This is a genomic window from Pseudotabrizicola sp., assembly GCF_030656345.1.
GTDB lineage: Bacteria > Pseudomonadota > Alphaproteobacteria > Rhodobacterales > Rhodobacteraceae > Pseudotabrizicola.
The window spans coordinates 179,306-202,911 of sequence record NZ_JAUSNR010000023.1; the positions used below are offsets into that span (position 1 = coordinate 179,306).

The window sequence follows — 23,606 nt, forward strand, 5'->3', positions numbered from 1 at the left end:
GATGATGTCAGAGGGGCCGATCCGCACGCGGGTTGAGGGTGCGGTGCTGGAGGTGACTTTGGACCGGCCAAAGGCCAATGCGATTGATCTGGTGACCAGCCGGATCATGGGGCAGGTGTTCCGCGCCTTTCGCGATGACGATACGTTGCGGGTGGCGATCCTGCGGGCCGAGGGCGACAGGTTCTTTTGCCCCGGATGGGATCTGAAAGCGGCGGCGGCGGGTGATGCGGTGGACGGTGATTACGGGGTCGGCGGCTTTGGCGGCTTGCAGGAGTTGCCGAACCTGAACAAGCCGGTGATTGCGGCGGTCAACGGCATCTGCTGTGGCGGCGGGCTGGAACTTGCGCTGTCCTGCGATCTGATCCTTGCGAGCGCCAATGCGACATTTGCCCTGCCCGAGATCCGGTCGGGCACAGTGGCGGACGCGGCCAGCATCAAGCTGCCCAAGCGCATCCCCTATCATGTGGCGATGGATCTGTTGCTGACCGGGCGCTGGTTTGATGCAGAGGAGGCGCGGCACTGGGGGTTGCTCAGGGAGGTTTGCGCGCCGGAGGAGCTGCTGGGCAAAGCCTGGGATCTGGCGCGGCTGCTGGAAGCGGGGCCGCCGCTGGTGTATGCGGCGATCAAGGAAGTGGTGCGCGAGGCCGAGGATATGCGGTTTCAGGATGCAATGAACCGGGTGACCAAGCGCCAGATGCCGACGGTGGACCGGCTGTATTCGTCAGAGGATCAGCTGGAAGGGGCACGCGCCTTTGCCGAAAAGCGCGATCCGGTCTGGAAGGGGCGGTGAGGCGGGGATCGCCGGGGGACCAGCCCCCCGGACCCCCCGGAGTATTTGAGCCAAGATGAAGGGCAGGGCGATGGCAACGCATGACTATAGCAGCCGGATTGTCTGGACCGGGAACACGGGTGAGGGCACGCGCAGCTATCGCGGTTATGCGCGGAGCTGGGAGATTGCGGTGCCGGGCAAGGCGGTGGTGCAATGCTCCAACGACCCTTTGCTGGGCGGTGATCCGGGCAAGATGAACCCTGAAGACCTGCTGCTGTCAGCGCTCTCGGCCTGTCATATGCTGTGGTATCTGCATTACGCGTCAGAGGCGGGAATTGTGGTGACGGAATATGAGGACAGCCCGGTCGGAACGGGCGAGATCGGGCCGGGGGGTGCGGGGCGGTTTACAGCGGTGGAGCTGCGGCCGGTGATCACTCTGGCACCCGGGGCCGATGAAGGCTTGGCAGAGGCGATTCACCACCGTATCCATGCAGTCTGTTTCATCGCGCGGTCGGTGGCCTTTCCCGTGACCTGCGCGCCGCGTTTTGTCACCGAGCAATAGAAGCGTGGGGGCCTTTGGTCTGAACCTGTGGCCCGTGCCGATGGGCCAATGACCTGCCGCGCGGCTTGTGCTGCATGGCATGATATGGCCGCGACATCCGGTGTCGGATTTGCGCAAGTGGTTGTGGCAAGCGGGGCTAGTCTGGCCGCTGATCAGCAGCTGGGGCAGCATGGAAGACAGCGATTACATCATCGTGGGGGCAGGCTCGGCGGGCTGTGTTCTGGCCGAACGGTTGAGCGCGTCGGGCCGCCATACCGTGACCCTTATCGAGGCCGGGGGCAGCGACCGGCGGTTTTATGTGCAGATGCCGCTTGGCTATGGCAAGCTGTTCTATGACCCGGCGGTGAACTGGATGTACCGCAGCGAACCCGATCCGGGGCTGGCGGGCAACCGGGACCATTGGCCACGGGGCAAGATCCTTGGCGGGTCGTCTGCGATCAATGCGATGGTCTGGATCCGGGGCCACCGGGCGGATTATGATGACTGGGGCGCTGCGGCACCGGGCTGGGGCTGGGACGATTGCCTGCCCGCCTATCGCCAGATCGAGGATACCGAGGCCGGGGGCGATGACTTTCGCGGGCAGGGCGGGCCGCTGTTCATCTCGGCCAACCGGCAGGGGCTGCATCCGCTGGTGGGCGACTACATCGCGGCCTGTGGTCAGGCGGGGCTGCGTGAGGTCGCCGATTTCAACGGGGCCGTGCAGGAAGGCGCGGGCGTCTACCAGATGACGATCAAGCGCGCGCGGCGCAACTCCACCGCGCGGGCCTTTCTGCGCCCGGCGATGCGGCGGCCCAACCTTCGGGTGGTGACCCATGCGCAGGTGACGCGGGTGATCTTTGAAGCAGGCCGCGCGGTGGGGGTTGAGTTGCGGCGTGGCGCGCAGGTTGAGACTGCGCGCGCGCGCGGGGAAGTGATCCTGTCGGGCGGGGCGGTGAACAGCCCGCAGCTGTTGCAACTGTCGGGCATCGGACCGGGGGCGTTGCTTCAGGGGATGGGCCTGCCGGTGCTGGTGGACAACCCGAATGTGGGCCGGCATCTGAGCGACCATCAGGGCATCAACTACACCTGGTCGATGCGGGTGCCGACCTACAATGATGCGCTGCGGCCCTGGTGGGGCAAGGCTTTGGCGGGGATGCAGTACCTGCTGGGCGGGCGCGGGCCGCTGGCCAAATCGATCAACCATGCGGGCGGGTTCTTCCGCACTGATCCCAGCCTCGACCGGCCGAACATGCAACTGTACATGCAGGCGTTTTCCACCCTGATCCCGCGCAATGGCGAGCGCCCGATCCTGTCGCCCGACCCGTGGTCGGGTCTGTCGCTGGGGCTGTCGAACTGCCGCCCCACCTCGCGCGGGGAGATCCGGCTGGCCAGCCCCGACCCGCTGGCGCATCCGGTGATCGTGGCCAATGCCTTTGCGACAAAGCATGATGTGGACGAGATGCTGGAGGCGGTGAAATTCCTGCGCAAGATTGCGGCGCAACCCGCGATGGCGCGGCTGATCCGCGAAGAGCTGCGGCCCGGCCCGGCGGTCACTTCGGACGCGGATCTGATCGCCGATATCCGGGCCCGGTCGGGCACGGTGTATCACCCGTCCTGCACCTGCCGGATGGGGGCGGACCCAGCGACCAGCGTGCTGGACGCAAGGCTGCGCGTGCGCGGGGTGGCGGGGCTGCGGGTGATTGATGCCGCGAGCTTTCCCAACATCATCGCCGGCAACACCAACGCGCCGGCGATCCTGATGGGCTGGAAAGGGGCAGGACTGGTTCTGGAGGATGCTCGATGACGGTGGCCGCCTCGCGGAGCGTCCGAGGGTGGAGCCGGGCTATTCGCCGCGGGGAAATCGCTTGCTGTCCTCCAGCACGTTGAGGTCCATGTGATTGCGCATGTAGCGTTCGGAGGCGGCGCGCAGGGGTTGGTAATCCCATGGGAAGTAGGCGCCGTTGCGCAGCGCTTCATACACCACCCAGCGGCGGGCCTGGCTTTCGCGGACCGAAGAGTCGAAGCGCAGCAGATCCCAGCGGGCGGTGGCGGCCTTGCGGAAATGGGCCAGCACGGGGGCGGCGCGGGGGTCTGTGGCGAGGTTGTCCCGTTCGTCCGGGTCGGCGGCCAGGTCGAAGAGCTGTTCGGGATCGGCGGGGCAGAGGATGTATTTCCAGGCCCCTTCGCGCAGGGCGACCATCGGGGTGATCGTGCCCTCTGCCGCGTATTCCATCGCGACCATCGGGCGAGTGCCGCCGTTGGCCATCGGGAGCAGGTCGACGCCATCGGTCCAGGGCATCACCTCGGCCATGTCGACCCCGGCGAGGGCGGCGAGGGTTGGGGTGAGGTCGATGGTGGAGACCGGGTCGGTGATCAGGCCGGGTGCGAGGCCGGGGGCGGAGATCATCAGCGGCACGCGGGCGGCACCCTCAAAGAAGTTCATCTTGAACCACAAGCCGCGTTCGCCCAGCATTTCGCCGTGGTCGGACAGGAAGACCACCACCGCCTCTTGCCGGGCGGCTTCCAGCACGGCGAAGATTTCGCCGATCTTGTCGTCGATATAGGAGATGTTGGCGAAGTAGCCCTGGCGCGCGCGGCGGATCTGGTCGGGCGTGATGTCGAACGCGCGCCAGTCGCAGGCATCCATCAGGCGTTGGGAATGGGGGTCCTGGTCGGCGTAGCCGATGGGGTCTGGCGGGTCGAGTTCCGGGGCGTTTTCATACAGGTTCCAGTATTTGCGGCGGGCGACGAAGGGGTCATGCGGGTGGGTGAAGCTGACCGTCAGGCACCACGGCCGCGGGTCGGCCCCGCGCGACAGGTCGTAGAGTTTCTGCACTGCCTGAAAGGCCACGTCATCGTCATATTCCAGTTGGTTGGTGATTTCGGCCACGCCCGCGCCGGTGACCGAGCCGAGGTTGTGATACCACCAGTCGATCCGTTCATCGGGTTTGCGGTAATCCGGGGTCCAGCCGAAATCGGCGGGGTAGATGTCGGTGGTGAGCCGGTCTTCGAACCCGTGCATCTGGTCGGGGCCGACGAAATGCATCTTGCCCGAAAGCGCGGTGTAATAGCCCGCACGGCGCAGGTGGTGCGCATAGGTCGGAATGTCAGACGCGAATTCGGCGGCGTTGTCATAGACCCGGGTGCGGCTGGGCAGCTGACCCGACATGAACGACGCCCGCGCAGGCGCACAGAGCGGCGACGCGGTATAGCAGTTCTGGAACCTCAGCGCGTGCTGTGCCAGTCTGCGCAGATGAGGCGTGTGCAGAAAATCGGCTGGGCCATCCGGGAACAGGGTGCCGGTGAGCTGGTCCACCATGATGATCAGGATGTTCGGGCGGTCGGTCGTGGCATCAGGCTGGGCATCGATCATCGGGAGGTTCCTTTGGGCTTTGGTCTTGGAACAACGGTGTTGCGCATGTCTGGTCCTGTCTTGAACGCTTGCGACAGCTGCAAGCCAAATGCGCCATCAAGGGGAATCGCATGAAAACGGTTAAAAAGTTTCCTCAAAACCTCGTCGAATTGGAGGATATGGGGATTGTGATGCCGGATGGCACCCGGCTTTCGGCGCGGGTTTGGATGCCGGAGGGGGCCGCGCACGCGCCGGTTCCGGCGGTACTGGAATACATTCCCTATCGCAAGCGCGATGGCACCCTGCCGCGCGATGAGATGATGCACCCTTATGTGGCGGGGCATGGCTATGCCTCGGTCCGGGTGGATATGCGGGGCAATGGCGACAGTGAAGGGTTGATGACGGATGAGTATACCGCGCAGGAATTGCAGGATGCCTGCGATGTGATTGCCTGGCTGGCGGCGCAGCCGTGGTGTTCGGGCAGCGTGGGGATGATGGGCAAGAGCTGGGGCGGGTTCAACTGCCTGCAGACCGCCTTTCTGCAGCCGCCGGCGCTGAAGGCGGTGATCTCGGTCTGTTCGACCACCGACCGTTTTGCCGATGACATTCATTTCAAGGGCGGCTGTCTGCTGGGGGAGAATTTCGGCTGGGGGGCGGTGATGCTGTCCTTCTCCAGTCGTCCGGCGGACCCGGTGCTGCGCCCGGACTGGCGTGCGGACTGGTTGGCACGGCTGGAGGCAGAGCCATGGCTGGCCCCGCGTTGGGCGGCACATCAGGCGCGCGATGCCTATTGGCGGCATGGGTCGGTTTGCGAGGATTTCTCGCGGATGCAGGTGCCGGTGCTGTCGATCGGCGGCTGGGCGGACAATTACATGAACACGGTGGATGCGCTGGTGCGCAATGTGGGTGCCCCCGGGATGGCCAAGGGCATTGTGGGGCCGTGGGTACATCAGTACCCGCATACGGCGGTGCCGGGGCCTGCCATCGGCTTTCTGCAAGAGGCGATCCGCTGGTGGGACCGCTGGCTGAAAGGCATTGAGAACGGGGCAGAGGCGGACCCGGCGATGCGGGCCTATATGCTGCATTCGGCCCCCCCCGATGCCAGCGCGCGGCACCGGGAAGGGCATTGGGTGGCGGAGGATCAGTGGCCCGGCCCGAATGTGCGCGCTTCGGTGCTGAGCCTGATGCCGGGGCGGGACCGCGGCGCATCCGGCGGATATCTGGGGCAAGGCGAAACCGCAGGTTTTGAGCGGATTGTGTCTACACCGCAACATCTTGGCCTGTCAGCGGGTGAGTTTTTTCCCATGGGGCTGAATGCTGAAATGCCCGGCGATCAGCGGGCCGATGATGCGATGAGCCTGTGTTTTGACGGCGATGTGCTGGATGCGCCCTTGGCGCTGCTGGGGGCGGCGCGGCTGCGGTTGCGGCTGGCATCTGATCAGCCGCTGGGGTTCGTGGTGGCGCGGTTGTGCGATGTGGGGCCAGACGGTGCCTCGGTGCGGATTGCGCATGGGATGCTGAACCTGTGCCACCGCCACAGTCGGGAAGAGCCGGAACCGATGGTGCCGGGGCAGTCGCAAGAGGTGGCATTTGATCTGGACCAGATGGCTTACCGGCTGGCCCCCGGTCACCGGCTGCGGCTGGCGCTGTCAAACAGCTACTGGCCGTTTGTCTGGCCGTCGCCCGTACAGGCCAGCCTGACGATAACCCAAGGCAGCCTGGCCCTGCCGGTGCATCAGGGCGGCAAGGGTTGGGTGCCGCCAGAGCCGGAGGCGGCCCCGGAGTGGGCCCACCGGGTGCTGCGCGAGGGCCAGTCGCGGCGGGTGGTCGAGACGGACATGATCACAGGGATGCAGGCGCTGTGCGTTTTCGAGGATTCCGGCGATGTGGAAAATCTGACACATGGCTTATGTTCGGGCGAAACCTTGTCGGAACGCTGGGAAATTCATCCGACCGATCCGCTGTCGGCGCGCGCCACCCATGTCTGGGAACAGCGCCTGTCACGCGGTGACTGGCGGGTGCGGACGCAAGCCACGGCGGTTATGAGCGGCGATGCGTCGCATTTGCACATGCAGGCCACGCTGACCGCCTGGGAGGATGATAAAGTGATCTTTTCCCGTGATTTCGACGAAAAGGTGCCGCGACGCTTTGTCTGAAAAAATCGCGATCACGGGGCACGAATCGTTGCCCCAATGCAAAACACCCGTTTCTATTGACTCACCAGTCAACAAAACCGGCGCGGGGTTAACCGCCGCCATTCAGGGAGACGACCAGAATGACAGATCCGCTTGACCGTATGATTGCTGCCGCCAAGGCAGGCCGCATGACCCGCCGCGAGTTCGTGGGACGCACCACTGCCATGGGTGTTTCTGCCGGCCTTGCTTCGGCGCTGTTCACCAAAGCCGCAAACGCGCAGCCCAAAAAAGGCGGCCTGATCCGCATGGGGATGCAGGGCGGCGAGTCGACCAACAGTCTTGACCCGGCGCTTGCCGCGTCCGAAGTGCCGTTCGCGGTGAACATGACCTGGGGCGAGATGCTGGTGGATGTGACCCCGACGGGTGAGATCGACCTGCGCATCGCCGAAGAGATCAGCGCCAATGCCGATGCGACCGAGTGGAAGTTCAAGATCCGCCAGGGCGTCGAATTCCACAATGGCAAGACTGTCACCGCCGATGATGTGATCGCGACGCTGCGCCGCCATACCGATGAAAAGTCGCAGTCAGGCGCGCTGGGCATCGTGCAGGGCATCACCGACATGTCAGCCGAAGGCGATATGGTCACGCTGAAGCTGGCCAGCGGCAATGCCGACCTGCCGTATCTGATGGGTGACTACCACCTGATCATCCAGCCGAATGGCGGCATCGACAACCCGACCGAAGGCATCGGCGCTGGCCCCTATAAGGTGGTGGTGCATGAACCCGGCATCCGCCATACCTTTGAAAAACACGCAAACTACTTTGACACCACCATCGGCCATGCGGATCAGACCGAGATTCTGGTGATCAACGATGGCACCGCCCGCACCGGCGCGCTGCAATCCGGTCAGGTTCACATGATGAACCGGGTGGACCCGAAGATTGCCGAACTGCTCAAGCGGGCACCCGGCGTGCAGGTCAAGGCCGTTCCGGGCCGGGGTCATTATGTGTTTATCATGCATGTCGACAAGGCCCCGTTCGACAACAACGATCTGCGCATGGCGCTGAAGCTGTCGGTCAACCGGCAGGAGATGGTGGACAAGATCCTTGGCGGGCTCGGCAGCATCGGTAACGACTTTCCGATCAACTCGGCCTATCCGCTGTTTGATGACAGCATTCCGCAGCGCGAATACGATGCGGCGCTGGCGGCGGAGCATTACGCCAAATCCGGCCATGACGGCAGCCCGATCATCCTGCGCACCGCGCAGGGCGCATTTCCCGGCGCGGTCGAGGCGGCGCAACTGTTCCAGCAAACGGCAAATGCTGCCGGTATTCCGCTGGAAATCAAGCGCGAGCCGGATGACGGCTATTGGTCGAATGTCTGGAACGTGGAACCGTTCTGCGCCAGCTATTGGGGCGGGCGCCCGGTGCAGGATCAGATGTATGCCACGGCTTACCTGTCCACCGCCGACTGGAACGACACCAAGTTCAAGAACGCCCGGTTTGACGAGCTGTTGCTGGCAGCACGGGCCGAACTGAACGCTGACACGCGCAAGGCCACCTATTCTGAAATGGCAATGATCGTCCGCGATGAAGGTGGTCTGATCCTGCCGATGTTCAACGACTTTGTTGAGGCAGTGCGTGACGAGATCCAGGGTTGGGAAGCCGATCCGAATGGCGAGCTGATGAACGGCCGCGCCCATGTCAAGTGCTGGCTGGCATAAGGACCGGGGCGCGTGCATCCGGTATTAACTCTGGTGGTCCAGCGCATTGCGCTGGGCCTGCTGTTGCTGTTGGCGGTGTCGGCGGTAATTTTCCTTGGTGTGGCGGCGCTGCCCGGTGATACGGCGCAGGCCATTCTGGGCCAGTCGGCCACGCCGCAGGCGTTGGCCAATCTGCGCGCTGAAATGGGCTTGGATCAGCCGCCGCTGACCCGCTATTTCAGCTGGCTTGGCGGGGTTCTGACCGGCGACCTGGGCACCTCGATTTCCAACCGGACCGATATTGCGACGGCCATCGGCCAGCGGCTGGGCAATACGCTGTTTCTGGCGGGTTGGGCTGCGGTGATCTCTGTCCCGCTGGCGATTTTGCTGGGGCTGGTTGCGGCGCGCTATAACGGGCGCTGGCCGGATAAGTTGATTTCCGGCGCGACGCTGTCCGCGATCAGCCTGCCGGAATTTGTGGTGGGCTATCTGGTTTTGTATTTCCTTGCCGTCAAATGGCAGCTGTTTCCGTCGGTTGCCATGGTGTTTCCCGGTATGAGCATGATGGACCGGCTGAACGCGGTGATCCTGCCGGTGATCGTGCTGGTGCTGGTGGTGCTGGCGCATATGATGCGGATGACGCGGGCGGCGATCCTGAACGTGATGCAATCGGCCTATATCGAAACTGCCGAGCTGAAGGGCCTGTCGCCGATGAAGGTGATCTGGCGCCACGCCTTTCCCAACGCCATCGCCCCTGTGGTCAATGTGGTGATGCTGAACCTTGCCTATCTGGTGGTGGGCGTCGTCGTGGTTGAGGTGGTGTTCGTCTATCCGGGCATGGGACAATATCTGGTGGACCATGTGGCCAAGCGCGACCTGCCGGTGGTGCAGGCGGTGGGGCTGATCTTTGCGGCCGTCTATATCGGGCTGAACATTTTGGCGGATGTCATCTCCATCCTTGCCAACCCAAGGTTGAGGCACCCGAAATGAGGATACCGCTTTCCGCCCTTATCGGGATGTTCTTCACCGGGGCCTTCTTTCTGGCCGCAATCTTTGCGCCCCTGGTCGCACCTTATGGCATGGCGCAGATTGTCGGCGGAGTCTGGGACCCTGCCTCGTCGACCCACTGGTTCGGCACCGATGCCATCGGCCGCGATCTGCTGAGTCGGATGATCTATGGCGGGCAGACCACGATCTTCGTCGCCTCTGCCGCGACGATCCTGAGCTTTACGCTGGGGTCGGTCTTGGGCTTTTCGGCGGCGGTGGCCGGGGGCTACGTGGATCAGGGGCTGAGCCGGATGGTCGATCTGATGATGGCGATCCCGTCGCTGATATTGGCGCTGGTGATCCTGTCGGTGTTGCCGGTGACGCTGACGGTGCTGATCCTGGTCATGGGCCTGCTGGATGCAACGCGGGTGTTCCGACTGGCCCGCGCGGTGGCGGTGGACATCACGGTGATGGATTATGTCGAGGCGGCGCGCCTGCGCGGTGAAGGCTGGGCCTGGATCATCTTTCGCGAGATCCTGCCCAATGCGCTGTCGCCCTTGGTGGCGGAACTGGGGCTGCGGTTCATCTTTGCGGTGCTGTTCATCTCGACCCTGTCGTTCCTTGGGCTTGGCGTGCAGCCGCCGCTGGCCGACTGGGGTGGGATTGTGAAGGAGAACTCCTCGGGGCTGGTCTACGGCATTCCGGCGGCGCTGATCCCGGCCTTTGCCATCGCGGCGCTGGCGATTTCGGTGAACCTGGTCGCCGACTGGGTGCTGTCGCGCACCACCAGCCTGAAAGGCGGGCGCGGATGACCCGGCGTTTGGTTTTGCGGAAAGCGCCGGGGGGTTTCACACCCCCCGGGCCCATTGGTTTCCTGAGCCAATGGCGAAACCAACGGGCAACCCCCGTGGGATATTTAAGAACAGATGAATGCAGGGGGGCCGGGTATGAGTGACGCGCTGTTGCAGATCCGCAATCTGCGGATCGAGGCCACCTCTTATCCGCCGGGCGAGCCGCCGCGCGATGTGGTGCTGGTCGATGATGTCTTGGTCTCGGTGGAAAAGGGCCGGGTGCTGGGGCTGATCGGCGAATCCGGGGCGGGGAAATCGACCATCGGCCTGTCGTCGATGGCTTACGGGCGCGGTGGCGTGCGGCTGACGGGCGGGACGATCACCCTGAACGGGCGCGATATCCGGCTTGCCGATGCGCGGACCCTGCGGGCCTTGCGCGGGCGCGAGGTGACTTACGTTGCGCAATCGGCGGCGGCGGCGTTCAACCCGGCGATCCGGCTGATGGATCAGGTGATCGAGACCTGTCTGGCGCACAAGGTGATGGGCAAAGCCGAGGCAGAGGCGCGCGCGGTCATGCTGTTTGCCCGGCTCGGCCTGCCCGACCCGGAGAATTTTGGCAAACGCTATCCGCATCAGGTGTCGGGCGGGCAGTTGCAGCGGGCGATGACGGCGATGGCGCTGTGCCCGAAACCCGATCTGGTGATCTTTGACGAACCGACCACGGCGCTGGATGTGACCACCCAGATTGAGGTGCTGGCCGCGATCAAAGAGGCGATCCACGATACCGGGGTGGCGGCGCTGTACATCACGCATGATCTGGCCGTGGTGGCTCAGGTGGCCGATGACATTCTGGTGCTGCGCCATGGCAAGCGGGTGGAATACGGCCCGACCGAGCAGATCATCACCGCCCCGCGTGAGGCGTATACACAGGCGCTGGTGTCAGTGCGGTCTATTGACCATGTGGAAAAGGCCAATGCGCCTGCGGTGTTGCAGATCCAGAATGTGACAGCGCGCTACAGGGGCACCACATTCGATGTGCTGAAGAACATCACGCTGGATCTGCCTGCCGGGCAGACCCTTGCCGTGGTGGGGGAAAGCGGGTCGGGAAAATCGACGCTGGCGCGGGTGATCACCGGGCTGTTGCCACCGGCACAGGGGCGGATCAGCTTTGCCGGGCGCGATCTGGCACCAGAGCTGGCGGCGCGCAGCCGCGACGATCTGCGCGAGGTGCAGATGATCTACCAGATGGCCGATACCGCGATGAACCCGCGCCAGACCGTCGGCACCATCATCGGGCGGCCGCTGGAGTTCTACTTTGGCCTGAAAGGCGACGCCAAGCGCAAACGCATTCAGGATCTGCTGGAGCAGATCGAAATGGGCAAGGGCTTTATCGACCGCTACCCGGCAGAGCTGTCGGGCGGGCAGAAGCAGCGGGTCTGCATTGCGCGCGCGCTGGCGGCCAAGCCCAAGCTGATCATCTGCGATGAGGTCACCTCGGCACTGGACCCGTTGGTGGCGGATGGCATCCTCAAGCTGTTGCTGGACCTGCAGGCGGTGGAAGGGGTGGCCTATCTGTTCATCACCCATGACCTTGCCACGGTGCGGGCGATTGCCGACCGGATTGCAGTGATGTATCGCGGCGAGGTGCGGCGCTATGGTACCAAAACCGATGTGCTGTCGCCGCCGTTTGACGACTACACCGAACTGCTGCTGTCTTCGGTCCCCGAGATGAAGATGGGCTGGCTGGAAGGTGTGCTGGACAGCCGCAAGATGGAAGCCGCCGGGAACTGAGGCGTACCACTGCGATTGCACCTTTCTGAAATACTCCCGCCGGAGGCGTCCAACGCCGGCCCCCTGCACAGGTTTTGACCATGAGAAAACTGCTTCTGATCGTGATTGACGGCGTGCCATGGCGCAACTGGCGGCGGCTGTTCGGCAACCTTGAGGGCTGGGTCGCGCAGGGCGACGCGCGGGTGTGGCGGATGCGGGCGGTGCTGCCGTCAACCTCGGCGTCGTGCTATGCCTCGATCCACACCGGGGTGCCGCCGCAGGTGCACCGGGTCTGGGGGAATGAAGCGGTGTACCGGCTGGCGGAGCCGGACATCTTTTCCGAAGTCACCCGGGCGGGGGGCAAGACCGGGGCGGTGACCCACAGTTTCTGGTCAGAGTTTTTCAACCGCGCGCCCTTCGATGTGGTGCGCGATATCGAATATGACGAACCCGCCGGGCCGATCACCCATGGCCGGTTTCACACCATGACCGGCTATGGCCATGCCAATCAGATGACCCCGTCGGATGTCGATCTGTTCGCCACGCTGACCCGGCTGTGCGAGGTACAGGGCATTGATTATGGCATCCTGCACACCTGCACGCTGGACAGTATGGGGCACCGTTTCTTTCACGATTGCGAAGAAATGGACCACGCCTGTTATGCGCTGGATGCGATGCTGGCCCCCTTTGTCCAGCGCTGGCGCGATGCGGGGTATGAGGTGATTGTCACCGCCGACCACGGGCAGGATGCGCGCGGCCATCATGGCGGCACTGGCGAAGATCAGCGGGATTTTGCATTTTATTACTTCGGCGACAGTGCCATGCCCGACGCCGATGTGGTGCTGGACCAGCTGGCACTGGCCCCGTCGATCCTGACACGGATGGGCGTGCCGGTGCCGGACAGCATGCGCGCGGAACCGTTTTTTCAGCCCTAGGGTTGGCGGTTTAAAATGAGTATTTGTGTCAAGATGAAGCGGAGGCGTGAGGTCAGTCGGCATAACCCGGCGCTTCGGCATCAAGGATGGCCTTGATCTCGCGCAGGTGGTCTTCGGCGTAGCCGGGGTAGGTTTCCCATTCGCGGGCGGTTTTCTCGGCAATTTCGTCCGGCAGATGGCGCAGCGGCTGGCCGGTTTGCAGGGCGCGGATGTAGGTCTCGGCCGCGCGTTCGAAGTAATAGAGCCGGTTGAAGGTTTCCGCCACCGTGGCCCCGATCACCAGCACGCCGTGATTGCCCATGATCAGCGTGGTGATCTTCGGGTCGGACAGCAGTTGCACGCAGCGGGCGGCCTCATCCTCGAACGCCATGCCGCCGTAGTGGTCATCAACCACCACCCGGTTGTGGAACATCGCCGTGGTCTGGTCGATGGCGGGCAGGCGGCTGTCTGCCAGGCTGGCCAGCACTGTGGCGTGGATCGAATGCACGTGCATCGCGCAGCGGGCATGTGGGCAGGCGCGGTGCAGGCTGCCGTGCAGGCCCCAGGCGGTGGGGTCGGGCGCGTCGGGCCGGTCCAGCGTGGTGGGGTCGTTGGCATCGATCTCGATCAGGCCGGAGGCGGTGATCCGGCTGAAGTGCCGCCCCGCAGGGTTGATCAGAAAGCGGGTGCCATCGTCGCTGACCGCAAGGCTGAAGTGGTTGGCGACGGCTTCGTGCATGTTCAGCCGGGCGGTCCAGCGAAAGGCGGCGGCCATATCGGTGCGCGCGGTCCAGTGGGTCTGGTTGGGCAGGTCTTTCATGGCTGATCTCCGGTTTGCCACTGGCCGGTGGCCATGGCGGACAGGGTGGCGGTGACGCGGGCAAAGCTGGCACGGGCACCGGCGACAGTGTGGCGTGCGCGCAGATAGCCATGGACAAGGCCGGGTTCGGTCAGGGCGACGGCCCTTCCCCCGGCGGCGGTGATGCGGGCGGCATAGGCGGCGGCATCATCGGCCAGCGGGTCACATTCCGCCGCGAGCGCCAGCGTGGGGGGCAGGCCGGTGAAGCCGGTGGCCATCAGGGGGGCTGCAGTGGGATCGTTGCGGTCTGCGCCCCGGATACGGGCATAAAAATCGACATCATCCGCCGTGAGCATCGGGGCCTGCGCATGGCGCTGGTAACTGGCCCCGTGCCCGCCAAGGCCGGGGTAGATCAACACCTGACCCAACACGCGCGGGTCAGACAGGGCCGCTGCAACTGCTGCCGCAAGCGCCCCGCCGGCACTGTCGCCCGCCAGCAGGATCGGGCCGGGCGTGGCGCGCGCAACGGCGAGGCAATCGTCAAACGCCGCCGGGTGGGGATGTTCGGGGCAAAGCCGGTAATCAACGGCCAGCACCTCCAGCCCGGTGGCGGCACAGATCTCGGCGCAGACATCATCATGGCTGTCCAGCCCGCCGACGACAAAGCCGCCGCCGTGGAAATAAATCACCACCGGCCCCTTGCCGGAATAGCGGCGACAGGGAACCCCGGCGACGGTTTCATCGCGCGAGGTGACGCCGGGCGGGGTCCCGTGGTGAAAGGTTCGGCACATGGCGTCATAGATCCGGCGCTGATCGGCAATTGTCAGCGTTGCGGTGTCGGGGGGATAGGCGGCTTCGGTCCGGCGGATGAAGGCCCATGTCTCCGGCGCGATCAGGCGCTGATACTCTGCCGGGGTGATGATGTTGTGGGACGTGTCTGGCATAAAGGGAAGTGTGACGCGCGCGGCGACGGGTCACAAGGGAAATTCCGGGGAAATTCCGGCGGGCGTGGCGGATGTAGCTGAACCCGGGGACAACAAAAAGGGCGCAGCTTTGTGCGCGCCCTTTCAGAGTGGTGCCTGTGGTCAGCGCATCGCGCCCGCGATCGTCAGGACAGCGACAGATTGGTTGCGGATTCCCGCCCGTCACGACCGGCTTCGATGTCGAAGGTCACGGCCTGACCGTCCTTCAGCCCACGCAGCCCGGCCCGTTCCAGTGCGGTGATGTGGACGAAGACGTCTTTCTTGCCACCCTCGGGCGCAATAAAGCCATAGCCTTTTGTTTCGTTGAACCATTTCACGGTGCCCTTGGCCATCGTGAAGTCTCCCGTAGATACGCCGCCCGCGGGATTGCGGCGGCCCGGCGCAGTCAGCTGATCGTCGATTGCTGTGGCCGTAAGGCGGAGACAGTGGTCGAAATAGTTAACGTCGCCAGCAAAATATGGAATCGGATGGGCAAAAAGGCAAGAAAATTTGCGTAAGCGTTGCTGTCGCCGGTGCCCTTGCCCTGCCCTATGCCGTGCGGGTGGTGGCGGCCATTTGCGTGACCTCAGACACGTCGGCGCGGCGGAGCATCAGTGCCAGGAATAGTGCCATACTGCCAATCCCGGCCCCGGACCAGATTGCCAGAGCCGTCAGCAGTCCTGCATCGAAAAATATCAGTGAGACAAGGGCCGAAGCGAAGCCGACCATGCCACCCGCCAGTGCGCAAATTGCTGCCATCAGATCCTCCTGTCCATATGATAGCAGAATCCCGTCGAATTGGGGCGGGAATGTGGCAAGGCGTGGCCGTCACGGCGCTTGAATGCTTCAAATTGAAAGCGCCTGAAGCCACCGCCAGAGCGCCCGACGTTTGCCTGCAGCCGCAGGAGAGCAGGTCTGTCAGGCGGCCCAGGTTTTGGCGGCTTCCTTCAGATGCGTCAGAAAAGCCTGTACCTTTCTGGTCCGGTGCAGGTCCACATGGGTCACGATCCACAACGGCGCATCCCATTCGGGACGGGGCGGCAGGATCTCGACAAGGTTTTCGGAAACCCGGGATTTGTAGGCCGCGACAAAGCCGATGCCGACGCCCTGATGCACCGCCTCTTCCAGCGCCGCCGGTTCGGTGCCCCGGAAACTGATCGCACTCGCCGGAACCGTGTTGCGCAGCCAGCGGAAGAACGGGGCCCGGTTGGCTTCGCTGTCGACGCAGACAAAGCGGTGGTTGGCGAAGTCTGATTCGTCCTTGGGCTGGCCATGCCGCGCGATATAGGATCTGGAGGCGTAGAGGCCGGTGCGGATATGGGGCAGGGGCTGCGCCACATTGTCCGGTTCTTCCGGCGCGGCCCCGGCGCGGATGGCGACATGCGCCTCGCCATAGTCCAGCCGGAACACCCGCATGTCGGTCAGAAACCGCACTTGCACCAGCGGATATAGTTCCTGAAACGTGGCAAGCACCGGAACCAGCAGGTCGGCGATGCCCGAGATCGAGGTGATCGTCAGCTCACCGGCAACCGCTTCGCCCTGACCCTTGATGCGGCTGGACAGCTGGGCAAACTGCTCTTCGGTGGTCTGGGCCACGATCAGCAGGTCACGGCCGGCTTCGGTCGGGGTATAGCCGCGGGCGTGGCGCTGAAACAGCCGTGTGCCAAGGGTTCTTTCCAGCGCGTCAATGTGGCGGATCACCGTCGCATGATGCACGCCCAAAACTTCAGCTGCGCCGGACACCGTGCCAAGACGGGCCACCTGAAACGCGGTTCGGATCTCATCCCAGGCTGGGTGTGCCATCTCAGGCCTTTCTTTGGTCGCGGGTTATCACGAATTAGTGCTGTGCGCATATGCACAGACTGAGGTCAAACTTATAGAATGTAAAGCAAAAAGGAACGGCGTATTTTGATGTCACCGAACAACAAACGGGAACGCGCTGAAACTTTCAGCCAAGACGCTCCGTTCCACAATTACCCGCTGCAAGCCTGCAGTTTATACGACGAAGGAAGAAAACCATGCGTACTCTTATGATCTCTGCCGCCGCCCTTGCTCTGACCGCCGGCATCGCTGCCGCGAACCCCGGTCTAGACCAGCTTGCCGCGCAGGCCGGCGTTTCCGCCAATGATTACACCCAAGGCCAGCTGATCCAGTTGCTGGACGCCCAGCGTGACAATGATGTCGAGCGCATCAACTTTATCAAGTCGCAAGCCGGCAATGGTGCCGCAATCCGCAGCGACATGGGGGCAGGTTCAGCCTCGACCGATGCGCAACTGGCAGCCGCCGCAGGCGTCGAGCCGGGCCGGTTTACGATCAACGAACTGCAACTGCTGATCGAAGCCAAGCGTGACAATGACACCCAGATGACCAATTTCATCCTGTCGGGTCAGAACCGCGCCAATGGCAAGCCTGCCAACGTGGTCACCCCCGGTCAGGCACAACTGGCAGCACTGCTGGGTGTGGATGCCTCGCAGTACACGCTGGCAGAACTGACGGCGCTTTATGCCGACCAGATCGACGACCGGTCGTAATCACCGCTTCGGACCGGGCAGCACTGCCCGGCCTGCCCTTCAGACGGTCCGTGCCAGATTGGCGCGGGCCGTTTTGCGTTGACCCCTGAGTCCCGCCCAAGACTTGACTCGCGCGGTCTTGCGGCCTATCAGGCACCAATTCCCCGGAGGCTGTCGCTTCCGGTCCCTTGGCTTTTGCCGGGATCGCCATCTGCCAGCGCGTTGCGCCCGCAGGTGCCCTTGGCCATTGCTGTAACGCCCTTTGCGGGAGACGACCATGTTCGAGAGCCTTTCAGATCGCCTTGGCAGCGTCTTTGACCGCCTGACCAAACAGGGCGCGCTGTCCGAGGCTGACGTGATTGCCGCTCTGCGTGAAGTGCGGACAGCCTTGCTGGAGGCCGATGTCTCCTTGCCGGTGGCGCGCGATTTCATCAAGCGGGTGCAGGACAAGGCGACCGGGTCGGCGGTGACGAAGTCGATCACGCCGGGGCAGATGGTCGTCAAGATCGTGCATGACGAGCTGATCCGGGTGCTGGCAGGCGATGAACCTGCCGATGCGCTGAAGATCGACAGCCCGCCGGCCGCGATTCTGATGGTCGGTCTGCAAGGCTCGGGCAAGACCACCACCACCGCCAAGCTGGCCAAGCGGCTCAAGGACCGCAATGGCAAGCGGGTGTTGCTGGCGTCTTTGGACACCAACCGCCCGGCGGCGATGGAGCAGCTGGCGATTCTGGCCGCTCAGGTGGGTGTGGATTCTCTGCCGATCGTCAAGGGTGAGTCGGCGGTGCAGATCGCACGGCGCGCGAAGACGCAGGCCGCAATGGGCGGCTATGATGTGCTGTTTCTGGATACCGCAGGCCGGTTGCACATCGACGAAGTGCTGATGGACGAAGTGCAGGCGGTGCGTGACATCGCCCAGCCGCGCGAAACGCTGCTGGTCGTCGATGGTCTGACGGGCCAGGACGCAGTGAATGTGGCGGCCGAGTTCGACGGCAAGGTCGGCATTTCCGGCGTGGTCCTGACGCGGATGGACGGTGACGGCCGCGGCGGTGCGGCGCTGTCGATGCGGGCTGTCACCGGCAAGCCGATCCGCTTTGTCGGCCTTGGCGAAAAGATGGATGCGCTGGAAACGTTCGAGGCCGAACGGGTCGCGGGCCGTATCCTTGGCATGGGCGACATTGTTGCGCTGGTGGAACGCGCGCAGGAAACGTTTGAGGCCGAACAGGCCGAGCGCATGGCGCGCCGATTCTCCAAGGGGTTGTTCAACATGAACGACCTGAAAGGCCAGCTTGAACAGATGCAGAAAATGGGCGGCATGCAGGGCCTGATGGGGATGCTGCCGGGCATGGGCAAAATGGCAAAGCAGGCCGAAGAGGCCGGCTTTGACGACAAGATGCTGCGCCGTCAGGTCGCGCTGATCAACTCGATGACCAAAAAGGAACGGGCCAACCCGGACCTGCTGGCCGCCAGCCGCAAGAAGCGGATCGCATCGGGCGCGGGGCTGGAAGTGTCAGAGCTGAACCGCCTGCTGAAACAGCACAAGCAGATGGCCGAGATGATGAAAAAGATGGGCAAGGGTGGCGGCATGAAACAGGCCATCAAGCAAATGATGGGCAAAGGCGGTATGCCCGACCCCAGCAAGATGTCGCCCGCCGAACTGGAAGCCGCAGCCAAGGGCATGAAAGAGTCGATGGGGCAGGGCGGATTTCCCGGCATGCCGCGCGGCATGAGCCTTCCGTCTGGCCTGTCGGGGCTGATGAAGAAGAAATGACCCCGCCCGTTCTGCATACCCAGCGGCTGACACTGCGCGCCCCCGTCATGGCCGATTTCCCGGCCTATGCGGCGTTCTGGGCGTCGGACCGGGTTGCCTATATGGGCGGGCCAAGGGATGCAGCTGGCGCGTGGTTCTGGTTTTGCCATGATGTCGCGCAATGGGCGCTGCTTGGCCATGGCGCGCTGATGGTGGACCATACCGCCAGCGGGGAAACCGTGGGGCAGGTTGGCCTGAACGGCGGCCCGAAATTCCCCGAGGTTGAACTGGGCTGGCTGGTGTATCAGGGCCATGCGGGTCAGGGCTATGCCACTGAATCTGCGGGCGCGCTGCGCGATTGGGCCTTTACCACCCTGACCGTGGAGTCGCTGGTCAGCTATATCGACGCTGACAATGCCGCCTCAATCCGGGTGGCACAGCGGCTGGGGGCTGAACTGGATACCACCGGGCCACGCCCGGACCCCGAAGATCTGGTCTGGCGACATGCCCGGAGGATGCAATGACCGACACCAATATCGATCATTCTGGGCGCGCCGCCGAGCTGTTGAAAGAGCATCGCCAGTCGATTGACCGGCTGGACGCCATTCTGGTCTACACGCTGGCCGAACGGTTCAAGCACACGCAGGCGGTGGGGCGGCTGAAGGCTGAACATGAACTGCCACCCAGTGACCCGACGCGAGAGGGGCGCCAGATTGCAAGACTGGAACAACTGGCGCAGGACGCCGACCTTGATCCGGAATTTGCCAAGAAATTCCTGACCTTCATCATTTCCGAAGTCATCAGGCATCATGAGAAACTGCAAAAGTAACCCGGGAAGGCGGGGTGAACCCCGCCCTACCCAAGCGACAAACCTTAAGGAGACTACCCATGGCTGTTAAAATTCGTCTGGCTCGCGGCGGTTCGAAAAAGCGCCCGCACTACTCGATCGTTCTGACCGACTCGCGCAACCCGCGCGATGGCCGTTTTCTGGAAAAGCTGGGCGTCTATGACCCGATGCTGAACAAGGACGACGAAAAGCGCGTCGTGATGAACCTTGACCGGATCAAGGAGCTGATGGCGACCGGCGCACAGCCGACCGACCGCGTGACCCGTTTCCTGGAAGCGGCCGGCGTGCTGGACAAAAAAGTCCGCAACAACCCCAAAGCGGCGGTTCCCGGCAAACAGATGGCAGAACGCGCTGCGAAAAAAGCAGCCCGCGCTGAAGCCCCTGCCGAAGAATAATCGGCCCGATGATACCCGGCCTTGGCCTGGTGCGCCGGTCCATCACGCTTGCCCTTTGCGGGGCGGCGTTCTGGGCCGGCATGAATGTTTCCCGCATCCAGAGCCAGACGTCCTGTCTGGATGCGGGCGGATCGTTTGACCCGCGCGGGTTTTGCAGCACAGGGGTGCCTTTGCCATGACGAGTGACCGGATCTGTGTCGGCTCTATCGCGGGGGCCTTTGGCGTTCAGGGCGAAGTGCGGCTGAAATCATTCTGCGCCGACCCCGGGGCGATTGCGGACTATGGTCCGCTGTACACCGCCGATGGCAGCCGCAGCTTTGGCGTCAAGCTGACCCGCCCGGTGGCGGGCGGGCTTGGCGCGCGGATTGAGGGCGTGGCGACCAAGGATCAGGCCGACGCGTTGCGCGGCACCGATCTCTATGTCGACCGGGCCCGCCTGCCATCCTTGCCGGATGATGAATTCTACCATTCCGACCTGATCGGGCTGGAGGTGTATGACACCGGCGGCGTGCTGCTGGGCACCCTGCGCGCGGTGCACAATCACGGCGCGGGTGACCTGCTGGAGGTTTATGCGCCAACCCGTAAGCAACCCTTGCTGATCCCCTTTACCAAGGCGGCAGTGCCAACGGTCGATCTGGCCGCGCGGCGGATTGTGGCGGACCTGCCCGAGGGGCTGGAGTAGGCGGATGCCTGACAAGCTTCCCAACGATGCAGCGCTGGCCAAGGCCCCGTCCCGGTCGCACGGGCGGCTGTCGGCAAAGCCTGTCCTGCGCCCGCGCGATCTGTTCGACGATGCCCGCGCGGTGCGCGGTGCCTGGCTTGCGCGGGTCATCACCCTGTTTCCGCAGGCCTTTCCGGGGGTGCTGGAGCAGTCTTTGACCGGCAAGGCGATGGATCTGGGGCTGTGGCGGCTGGAAACCTATGATCTGCGCACATTCGGAATCGGCAAGCATCGCAATGTGGATGACACGCCTGCCGGGGGCGGCGCGGGCATGGTGCTGCGCGCCGATGTGGTGGATGCAGCGATCACGGCGGCAAGCGCGGGGGCAAACCCCGACCGCGCCCGCTGGCCGGTGGTATACCTGTCGCCACGCGGCACGCCGTTCGATCAGGCCATGGCGCGGCGTTTTGCCGGGTGCGAAGGGCTGACGCTGCTGTGCGGGCGGTTTGAAGGGGTGGACCAGCGGGTGCTGGACCATCACGCGGTCGAAGAGGTGTCTTTGGGCGATTTCGTGCTGACCGGCGGCGAGATCGCGGCACAGGCCATTCTGGATGCCACGGTGCGGTTGCTGCCCGGCGTGCTGGGCAATGCGGAGAGCATCGAAGAGGAAAGCCATTCCAACGGGTTGCTGGAACACCCGCAGTATACCCGCCCGCCGGTCTGGGAAGGGCGTGAGGTTCCGCCGGTGCTTCTGTCGGGCGATCATGCCAAGATCGCCAAATGGCGCCGCGCACAGGCCGAAGCCCTGACGGCAGAGCGCAGGCCCGACCTGTGGGCGCGCAAGGCCCGCAGTTAACGCGTGCGCCCGGCCCTCACCGCAACCGCAACCCCCGCCGCCAGCACCATGCCCATTCCCAGCAGGCTGAGCGGGGTCGGTATATGGTCAAACGCCAGCCAGCCCAGCAGCCCGGCCCAGACCAGATGCATGTAGTTCACCGGGGCAAGCAGGGCGGGCGGGGCCTGCCGGTAGGCCATGGTGAACAGAAAATGCCCTGCCGTGGCCACCACCCCCAGCGCCGCAATCAGCGCAAGGTCTGGCAAGGGCGGCAAGGTGGTCGGGAAAGATGGCACGGCCATCACACAGAAAATCACCAGCCCCGCCACGGCCACGTGGAACAGCATCGACATTGTAGATTCCGTTCGCGCCAGAACCCGCGTCATCAGGTGATAGGCCGTCGACAAAGCGGCATTCATCAGGGCAAAGATCACCCCCCAGGTGTCGAGCCCGCCACCGGGGCGCATGACCAGAATAACACCCCCGAACGCCAGCACCGCGCCGAACCAGGCGGCAGGATGCACCTTTTCCTTCAGCAGCGGACCTGAAAGCAGCATTACCAGAATCGGTGCCAGATAGATGATCGCCACCGTTTCGCCCACCGGCATGCGCTGCAGCGCAAGCCCCATGGTCAGCGACGCAAGCGCCAGAATGATGCCGCGCGTCACCACCCAGCTTTTGCGCTGCGCGTGCCACAGGCTGAACCCATGGCGCGGCATCATGATGACCATCAGCAAAGCAACGTTCACCAGATAGCGCCCGGTCTGCACGACGGCGATCGGGTAGCGTTCAACGAGATATTTGGTCATCGTGTCACCTGTCGCGAACAGAAACACGGCGCTCATGACAAACAGCACGCCTTTCAGCGCGCTTCCCCCGGTGGTTTTGTCCATGTCTTCGAGAAAACTCCAATGTTGCAGGTGTTTTCTGCGCAAATGCGGGGCAGTGCAACCCCGTGCCACTTGACCGGCGGCAAGGATTGCCCCTATACGCGCCTGTCCGGGATCAACGTGGTCCGTCGGACCCGATTCCTGTTTGTCTTATCCCGGGCTTCTTCCCCGGTGCGCGGGCAGACAGGGCGGCTGTTATGGAAAAGCTGGCCTGATCTCTGGCGGGCTCATCGTACGCGGTGGGGACCCGGTGAAGACCGAGAGCTCTGAGGCACGGCATCACCTCTGCGGACCCACCGCAGGTTGCGAAAGGACCAGGCATGAACCTGATCGCCCAACTCGAAGCCGAGCAGATTGCTGCGCTTGGCAAGACCATCCCGGATTTCAAGGCCGGGGACACTGTCCGCGTCGGTTTCAAAGTGACCGAAGGCACCCGCTCGCGTATTCAGAACTACGAAGGTGTGTGCATTGCCCGTCAGGGCGGCATGACGATTGCTGCGTCGTTCACCGTGCGCAAGATCTCGTTCGGCGAAGGTGTGGAACGTGTGTTCCCGCTGTACTCGACCAACATCGACTCGATCGATGTGGTGCGTCGCGGCAAAGTCCGTCGCGCAAAGCTGTATTACCTGCGCACCCGTCGCGGGAAATCGGCACGTATCTCGGAAGATACGACCTATAAACCGAAATCTGAATAAGGATCGGACCGATGAAAGAAGGCATTCACCCCGACTATCACTTCATCACCGTGAAGATGACCGACGGTTCGACCTATCAGACCCGTTCGACCTATGGCAAAGACGGCGACAGCCTGGCACTGGACATCGATCCGCTGGCCCACCCGGCCTGGACCGGCGGCAATGCCAAGCTGATGGACACCGGCGGCCGTGTGTCGAAGTTCAAGAACAAATACGCCGGTCTGGGTTTCTGATCCGACCCCGCGTGCAAGTCTGGAACAGCCCCGCTTCGGCGGGGCTTTTTCGTCTGCTGATGCCGCG

25 protein-coding genes are annotated in these 23,606 nt (G+C 63.7%); 18 read left to right on the forward strand and 7 right to left on the reverse strand.

The genetic code is table 11. The features are described 5' to 3' along the window. The first annotated feature begins 4 nt into the window (after nt 1-4). The 3 genes from Q7J44_RS13745 (at nt 5) to Q7J44_RS13755 (ending at nt 3,114) form a co-directional block, all read left to right on the forward strand. Nucleotides 5-790 carry a carnitinyl-CoA dehydratase gene (locus Q7J44_RS13745; protein WP_304880976.1) on the forward strand — a complete coding sequence of 262 codons (786 nt, stop codon included), beginning with the start codon at nt 5-7 and terminating at the stop codon, nt 788-790. A gap of 70 nt (nt 791-860) precedes the next feature. After that, nucleotides 861-1,331: an OsmC family protein gene (locus tag Q7J44_RS13750; protein WP_304880765.1), complete on the forward strand. Its 471-nt coding sequence runs from the start codon at nt 861-863 to the stop codon at nt 1,329-1,331. A 79-nt stretch (nt 1,332-1,410) separates the two neighbouring features. Beyond that, nucleotides 1,411-3,114 carry a GMC family oxidoreductase gene (locus tag Q7J44_RS13755; RefSeq protein WP_370693011.1) on the forward strand — a complete coding sequence of 568 codons (1,704 nt, stop codon included), beginning with the start codon at nt 1,411-1,413 and terminating at the stop codon, nt 3,112-3,114. 39 nt (nt 3,115-3,153) lie between these two features. Here the strand turns inward: Q7J44_RS13755 and betC are convergent, their stop codons facing one another. Then, nucleotides 3,154-4,683 carry a choline-sulfatase gene (gene betC / locus Q7J44_RS13760; protein ID WP_304880767.1) on the reverse strand — a complete coding sequence of 510 codons (1,530 nt, stop codon included), beginning with the start codon at nt 4,681-4,683 and terminating at the stop codon, nt 3,154-3,156. A 110-nt stretch (nt 4,684-4,793) separates the two neighbouring features. On the opposite strand from betC, the gene Q7J44_RS13765 reads away from it, so the two are divergent. From Q7J44_RS13765 to Q7J44_RS13790, 6 genes are all read left to right on the forward strand, one after another. Next, on the forward strand, nt 4,794-6,818 hold the full coding sequence (locus Q7J44_RS13765) for a CocE/NonD family hydrolase (RefSeq protein WP_304880769.1): 2,025 nt from the start codon (nt 4,794-4,796) through the stop codon (nt 6,816-6,818). Between the two features lie 119 nt (nt 6,819-6,937). Continuing rightward, a complete protein-coding gene (locus tag Q7J44_RS13770) occupies nt 6,938-8,521 on the forward strand; it encodes an ABC transporter substrate-binding protein (RefSeq protein ID WP_304880771.1) in 1,584 nt (527 codons plus the stop codon). Nucleotides 8,522-8,533: 12 nt separating this feature from the next. After that, nucleotides 8,534-9,490, forward strand: coding sequence for an ABC transporter permease (locus Q7J44_RS13775; protein ID WP_304880773.1), 957 nt, complete (start codon nt 8,534-8,536; stop codon nt 9,488-9,490). Then, nucleotides 9,487-10,299, forward strand: a complete 813-nt coding sequence (locus Q7J44_RS13780; protein WP_304880775.1) for an ABC transporter permease — start codon at nt 9,487-9,489, stop codon at nt 10,297-10,299. The genes Q7J44_RS13775 and Q7J44_RS13780 overlap by 4 nt, the downstream gene beginning before the upstream one ends. 135 nt (nt 10,300-10,434) lie before the next feature. After that, nucleotides 10,435-12,069 (forward strand): ABC transporter ATP-binding protein, encoded by a 1,635-nt coding sequence (locus Q7J44_RS13785; RefSeq protein ID WP_304880777.1) that lies wholly within the window; start codon nt 10,435-10,437, stop codon nt 12,067-12,069. Nucleotides 12,070-12,149: 80 nt separating this feature from the next. After that, nucleotides 12,150-12,983: an alkaline phosphatase family protein gene (locus tag Q7J44_RS13790; RefSeq protein ID WP_304880779.1), complete on the forward strand. Its 834-nt coding sequence runs from the start codon at nt 12,150-12,152 to the stop codon at nt 12,981-12,983. A 52-nt stretch (nt 12,984-13,035) separates the two neighbouring features. Here Q7J44_RS13790 and Q7J44_RS13795 read toward each other — a convergent pair whose 3' ends face one another. The 5 genes from Q7J44_RS13795 to Q7J44_RS13815 form a co-directional block, all read right to left on the reverse strand. Then, on the reverse strand, nt 13,036-13,782 hold the full coding sequence (locus tag Q7J44_RS13795) for a class II aldolase and adducin N-terminal domain-containing protein (RefSeq protein ID WP_304880781.1): 747 nt from the start codon (nt 13,780-13,782) through the stop codon (nt 13,036-13,038). After that, complete coding sequence (locus tag Q7J44_RS13800; protein WP_304880783.1) at nt 13,779-14,705, reverse strand: alpha/beta hydrolase fold domain-containing protein; 927 nt, start codon at nt 14,703-14,705, stop codon at nt 13,779-13,781. Before Q7J44_RS13800 ends, Q7J44_RS13795 begins: the two co-directional genes overlap by 4 nt. A 164-nt stretch (nt 14,706-14,869) precedes the next feature. Further along, nucleotides 14,870-15,076, reverse strand: coding sequence for a cold-shock protein (locus Q7J44_RS13805; RefSeq protein ID WP_100197370.1), 207 nt, complete (start codon nt 15,074-15,076; stop codon nt 14,870-14,872). A gap of 196 nt (nt 15,077-15,272) precedes the next feature. Continuing rightward, a complete protein-coding gene (locus Q7J44_RS13810) occupies nt 15,273-15,482 on the reverse strand; it encodes a hypothetical protein (protein ID WP_304880787.1) in 210 nt (69 codons plus the stop codon). 159 nt (nt 15,483-15,641) lie between these two features. Next, nucleotides 15,642-16,526, reverse strand: coding sequence for a LysR family transcriptional regulator (locus Q7J44_RS13815; protein ID WP_304880789.1), 885 nt, complete (start codon nt 16,524-16,526; stop codon nt 15,642-15,644). 215 nt (nt 16,527-16,741) lie between these two features. On the opposite strand from Q7J44_RS13815, the gene Q7J44_RS13820 reads away from it, so the two are divergent. The 7 genes from Q7J44_RS13820 to trmD all read left to right on the forward strand — a co-directional run bounded on the left by Q7J44_RS13820 (nt 16,742) and on the right by trmD (nt 21,742). Then, nucleotides 16,742-17,254, forward strand: a complete 513-nt coding sequence (locus Q7J44_RS13820) for a hypothetical protein (RefSeq protein ID WP_304880790.1) — start codon at nt 16,742-16,744, stop codon at nt 17,252-17,254. 256 nt (nt 17,255-17,510) lie between these two features. Continuing rightward, on the forward strand, nt 17,511-19,004 hold the full coding sequence (ffh, locus tag Q7J44_RS13825; RefSeq protein WP_304880792.1) for a signal recognition particle protein: 1,494 nt from the start codon (nt 17,511-17,513) through the stop codon (nt 19,002-19,004). Further along, nucleotides 19,001-19,507 carry a GNAT family N-acetyltransferase gene (locus Q7J44_RS13830; protein ID WP_304880794.1) on the forward strand — a complete coding sequence of 169 codons (507 nt, stop codon included), beginning with the start codon at nt 19,001-19,003 and terminating at the stop codon, nt 19,505-19,507. Before ffh ends, Q7J44_RS13830 begins: the two co-directional genes overlap by 4 nt. After that, entirely contained in the window at nt 19,504-19,812 is a 309-nt protein-coding gene (locus tag Q7J44_RS13835; RefSeq protein ID WP_304880795.1) for a chorismate mutase, read from the forward strand. The genes Q7J44_RS13830 and Q7J44_RS13835 overlap by 4 nt, the downstream gene beginning before the upstream one ends. A 59-nt stretch (nt 19,813-19,871) precedes the next feature. After that, a complete protein-coding gene (rpsP, locus tag Q7J44_RS13840; protein ID WP_304880797.1) occupies nt 19,872-20,225 on the forward strand; it encodes a 30S ribosomal protein S16 in 354 nt (117 codons plus the stop codon). 175 nt (nt 20,226-20,400) lie between these two features. Then, a complete protein-coding gene (gene rimM / locus Q7J44_RS13845; protein WP_304880799.1) occupies nt 20,401-20,907 on the forward strand; it encodes a ribosome maturation factor RimM in 507 nt (168 codons plus the stop codon). Nucleotides 20,908-20,911: 4 nt separating this feature from the next. Further along, complete coding sequence (gene trmD / locus Q7J44_RS13850; RefSeq protein ID WP_304880801.1) at nt 20,912-21,742, forward strand: tRNA (guanosine(37)-N1)-methyltransferase TrmD; 831 nt, start codon at nt 20,912-20,914, stop codon at nt 21,740-21,742. On the opposite strand, the gene Q7J44_RS13855 is transcribed toward trmD, so the two are convergent. Then, nucleotides 21,739-22,614 (reverse strand): DMT family transporter, encoded by an 876-nt coding sequence (locus Q7J44_RS13855; protein WP_304880803.1) that lies wholly within the window; start codon nt 22,612-22,614, stop codon nt 21,739-21,741. The two genes, trmD and Q7J44_RS13855, sit on opposite strands and share 4 nt — an antisense overlap. A 317-nt stretch (nt 22,615-22,931) precedes the next feature. Here Q7J44_RS13855 and rplS point away from each other — a divergent pair, with 317 nt between their 5' ends. Continuing rightward, a complete protein-coding gene (gene rplS / locus Q7J44_RS13860; protein ID WP_304880805.1) occupies nt 22,932-23,306 on the forward strand; it encodes a 50S ribosomal protein L19 in 375 nt (124 codons plus the stop codon). Between the two features lie 11 nt (nt 23,307-23,317). Then, complete coding sequence (gene rpmE, locus Q7J44_RS13865; protein ID WP_103332505.1) at nt 23,318-23,539, forward strand: 50S ribosomal protein L31; 222 nt, start codon at nt 23,318-23,320, stop codon at nt 23,537-23,539. Nucleotides 23,540-23,606: the final 67 nt, after the last annotated feature.

Excerpts from the sequence above, each read along its gene's own strand:
- Q7J44_RS13835 (WP_304880795.1), top strand. The coding sequence starts at position 19,504 with ATGACCGACACCAATATCGATCATTCTGGGCGCGCCGCCGAGCTGTTG.
- Q7J44_RS13795 (WP_304880781.1), bottom strand. The coding sequence starts at position 13,782 with ATGAAAGACCTGCCCAACCAGACCCACTGGACCGCGCGCACCGATATG.
- Q7J44_RS13745 (WP_304880976.1), top strand. The coding sequence starts at position 5 with ATGTCAGAGGGGCCGATCCGCACGCGGGTTGAGGGTGCGGTGCTGGAG.
- rplS (WP_304880805.1), top strand. The coding sequence starts at position 22,932 with ATGAACCTGATCGCCCAACTCGAAGCCGAGCAGATTGCTGCGCTTGGC.
- Q7J44_RS13810 (WP_304880787.1), bottom strand. The coding sequence starts at position 15,482 with ATGGCAGCAATTTGCGCACTGGCGGGTGGCATGGTCGGCTTCGCTTCG.
- rpsP (WP_304880797.1), top strand. The coding sequence starts at position 19,872 with ATGGCTGTTAAAATTCGTCTGGCTCGCGGCGGTTCGAAAAAGCGCCCG.
- Q7J44_RS13855 (WP_304880803.1), bottom strand. The coding sequence starts at position 22,614 with ATGGACAAAACCACCGGGGGAAGCGCGCTGAAAGGCGTGCTGTTTGTC.
- trmD (WP_304880801.1), top strand. The coding sequence starts at position 20,912 with ATGCCTGACAAGCTTCCCAACGATGCAGCGCTGGCCAAGGCCCCGTCC.
- Q7J44_RS13780 (WP_304880775.1), top strand. The coding sequence starts at position 9,487 with ATGAGGATACCGCTTTCCGCCCTTATCGGGATGTTCTTCACCGGGGCC.
- rimM (WP_304880799.1), top strand. The coding sequence starts at position 20,401 with ATGACGAGTGACCGGATCTGTGTCGGCTCTATCGCGGGGGCCTTTGGC.
- Q7J44_RS13750 (WP_304880765.1), top strand. The coding sequence starts at position 861 with ATGGCAACGCATGACTATAGCAGCCGGATTGTCTGGACCGGGAACACG.
- Q7J44_RS13800 (WP_304880783.1), bottom strand. The coding sequence starts at position 14,705 with ATGCCAGACACGTCCCACAACATCATCACCCCGGCAGAGTATCAGCGC.
- Q7J44_RS13785 (WP_304880777.1), top strand. The coding sequence starts at position 10,435 with ATGAGTGACGCGCTGTTGCAGATCCGCAATCTGCGGATCGAGGCCACC.
- Q7J44_RS13755 (WP_370693011.1), top strand. The coding sequence starts at position 1,411 with ATGATATGGCCGCGACATCCGGTGTCGGATTTGCGCAAGTGGTTGTGG.
- betC (WP_304880767.1), bottom strand. The coding sequence starts at position 4,683 with ATGATCGATGCCCAGCCTGATGCCACGACCGACCGCCCGAACATCCTG.
- Q7J44_RS13820 (WP_304880790.1), top strand. The coding sequence starts at position 16,742 with ATGCGTACTCTTATGATCTCTGCCGCCGCCCTTGCTCTGACCGCCGGC.
- ffh (WP_304880792.1), top strand. The coding sequence starts at position 17,511 with ATGTTCGAGAGCCTTTCAGATCGCCTTGGCAGCGTCTTTGACCGCCTG.
- Q7J44_RS13830 (WP_304880794.1), top strand. The coding sequence starts at position 19,001 with ATGACCCCGCCCGTTCTGCATACCCAGCGGCTGACACTGCGCGCCCCC.
- Q7J44_RS13790 (WP_304880779.1), top strand. The coding sequence starts at position 12,150 with ATGAGAAAACTGCTTCTGATCGTGATTGACGGCGTGCCATGGCGCAAC.
- Q7J44_RS13770 (WP_304880771.1), top strand. The coding sequence starts at position 6,938 with ATGACAGATCCGCTTGACCGTATGATTGCTGCCGCCAAGGCAGGCCGC.
- rpmE (WP_103332505.1), top strand. The coding sequence starts at position 23,318 with ATGAAAGAAGGCATTCACCCCGACTATCACTTCATCACCGTGAAGATG.
- Q7J44_RS13805 (WP_100197370.1), bottom strand. The coding sequence starts at position 15,076 with ATGGCCAAGGGCACCGTGAAATGGTTCAACGAAACAAAAGGCTATGGC.
- Q7J44_RS13765 (WP_304880769.1), top strand. The coding sequence starts at position 4,794 with ATGAAAACGGTTAAAAAGTTTCCTCAAAACCTCGTCGAATTGGAGGAT.
- Q7J44_RS13815 (WP_304880789.1), bottom strand. The coding sequence starts at position 16,526 with ATGGCACACCCAGCCTGGGATGAGATCCGAACCGCGTTTCAGGTGGCC.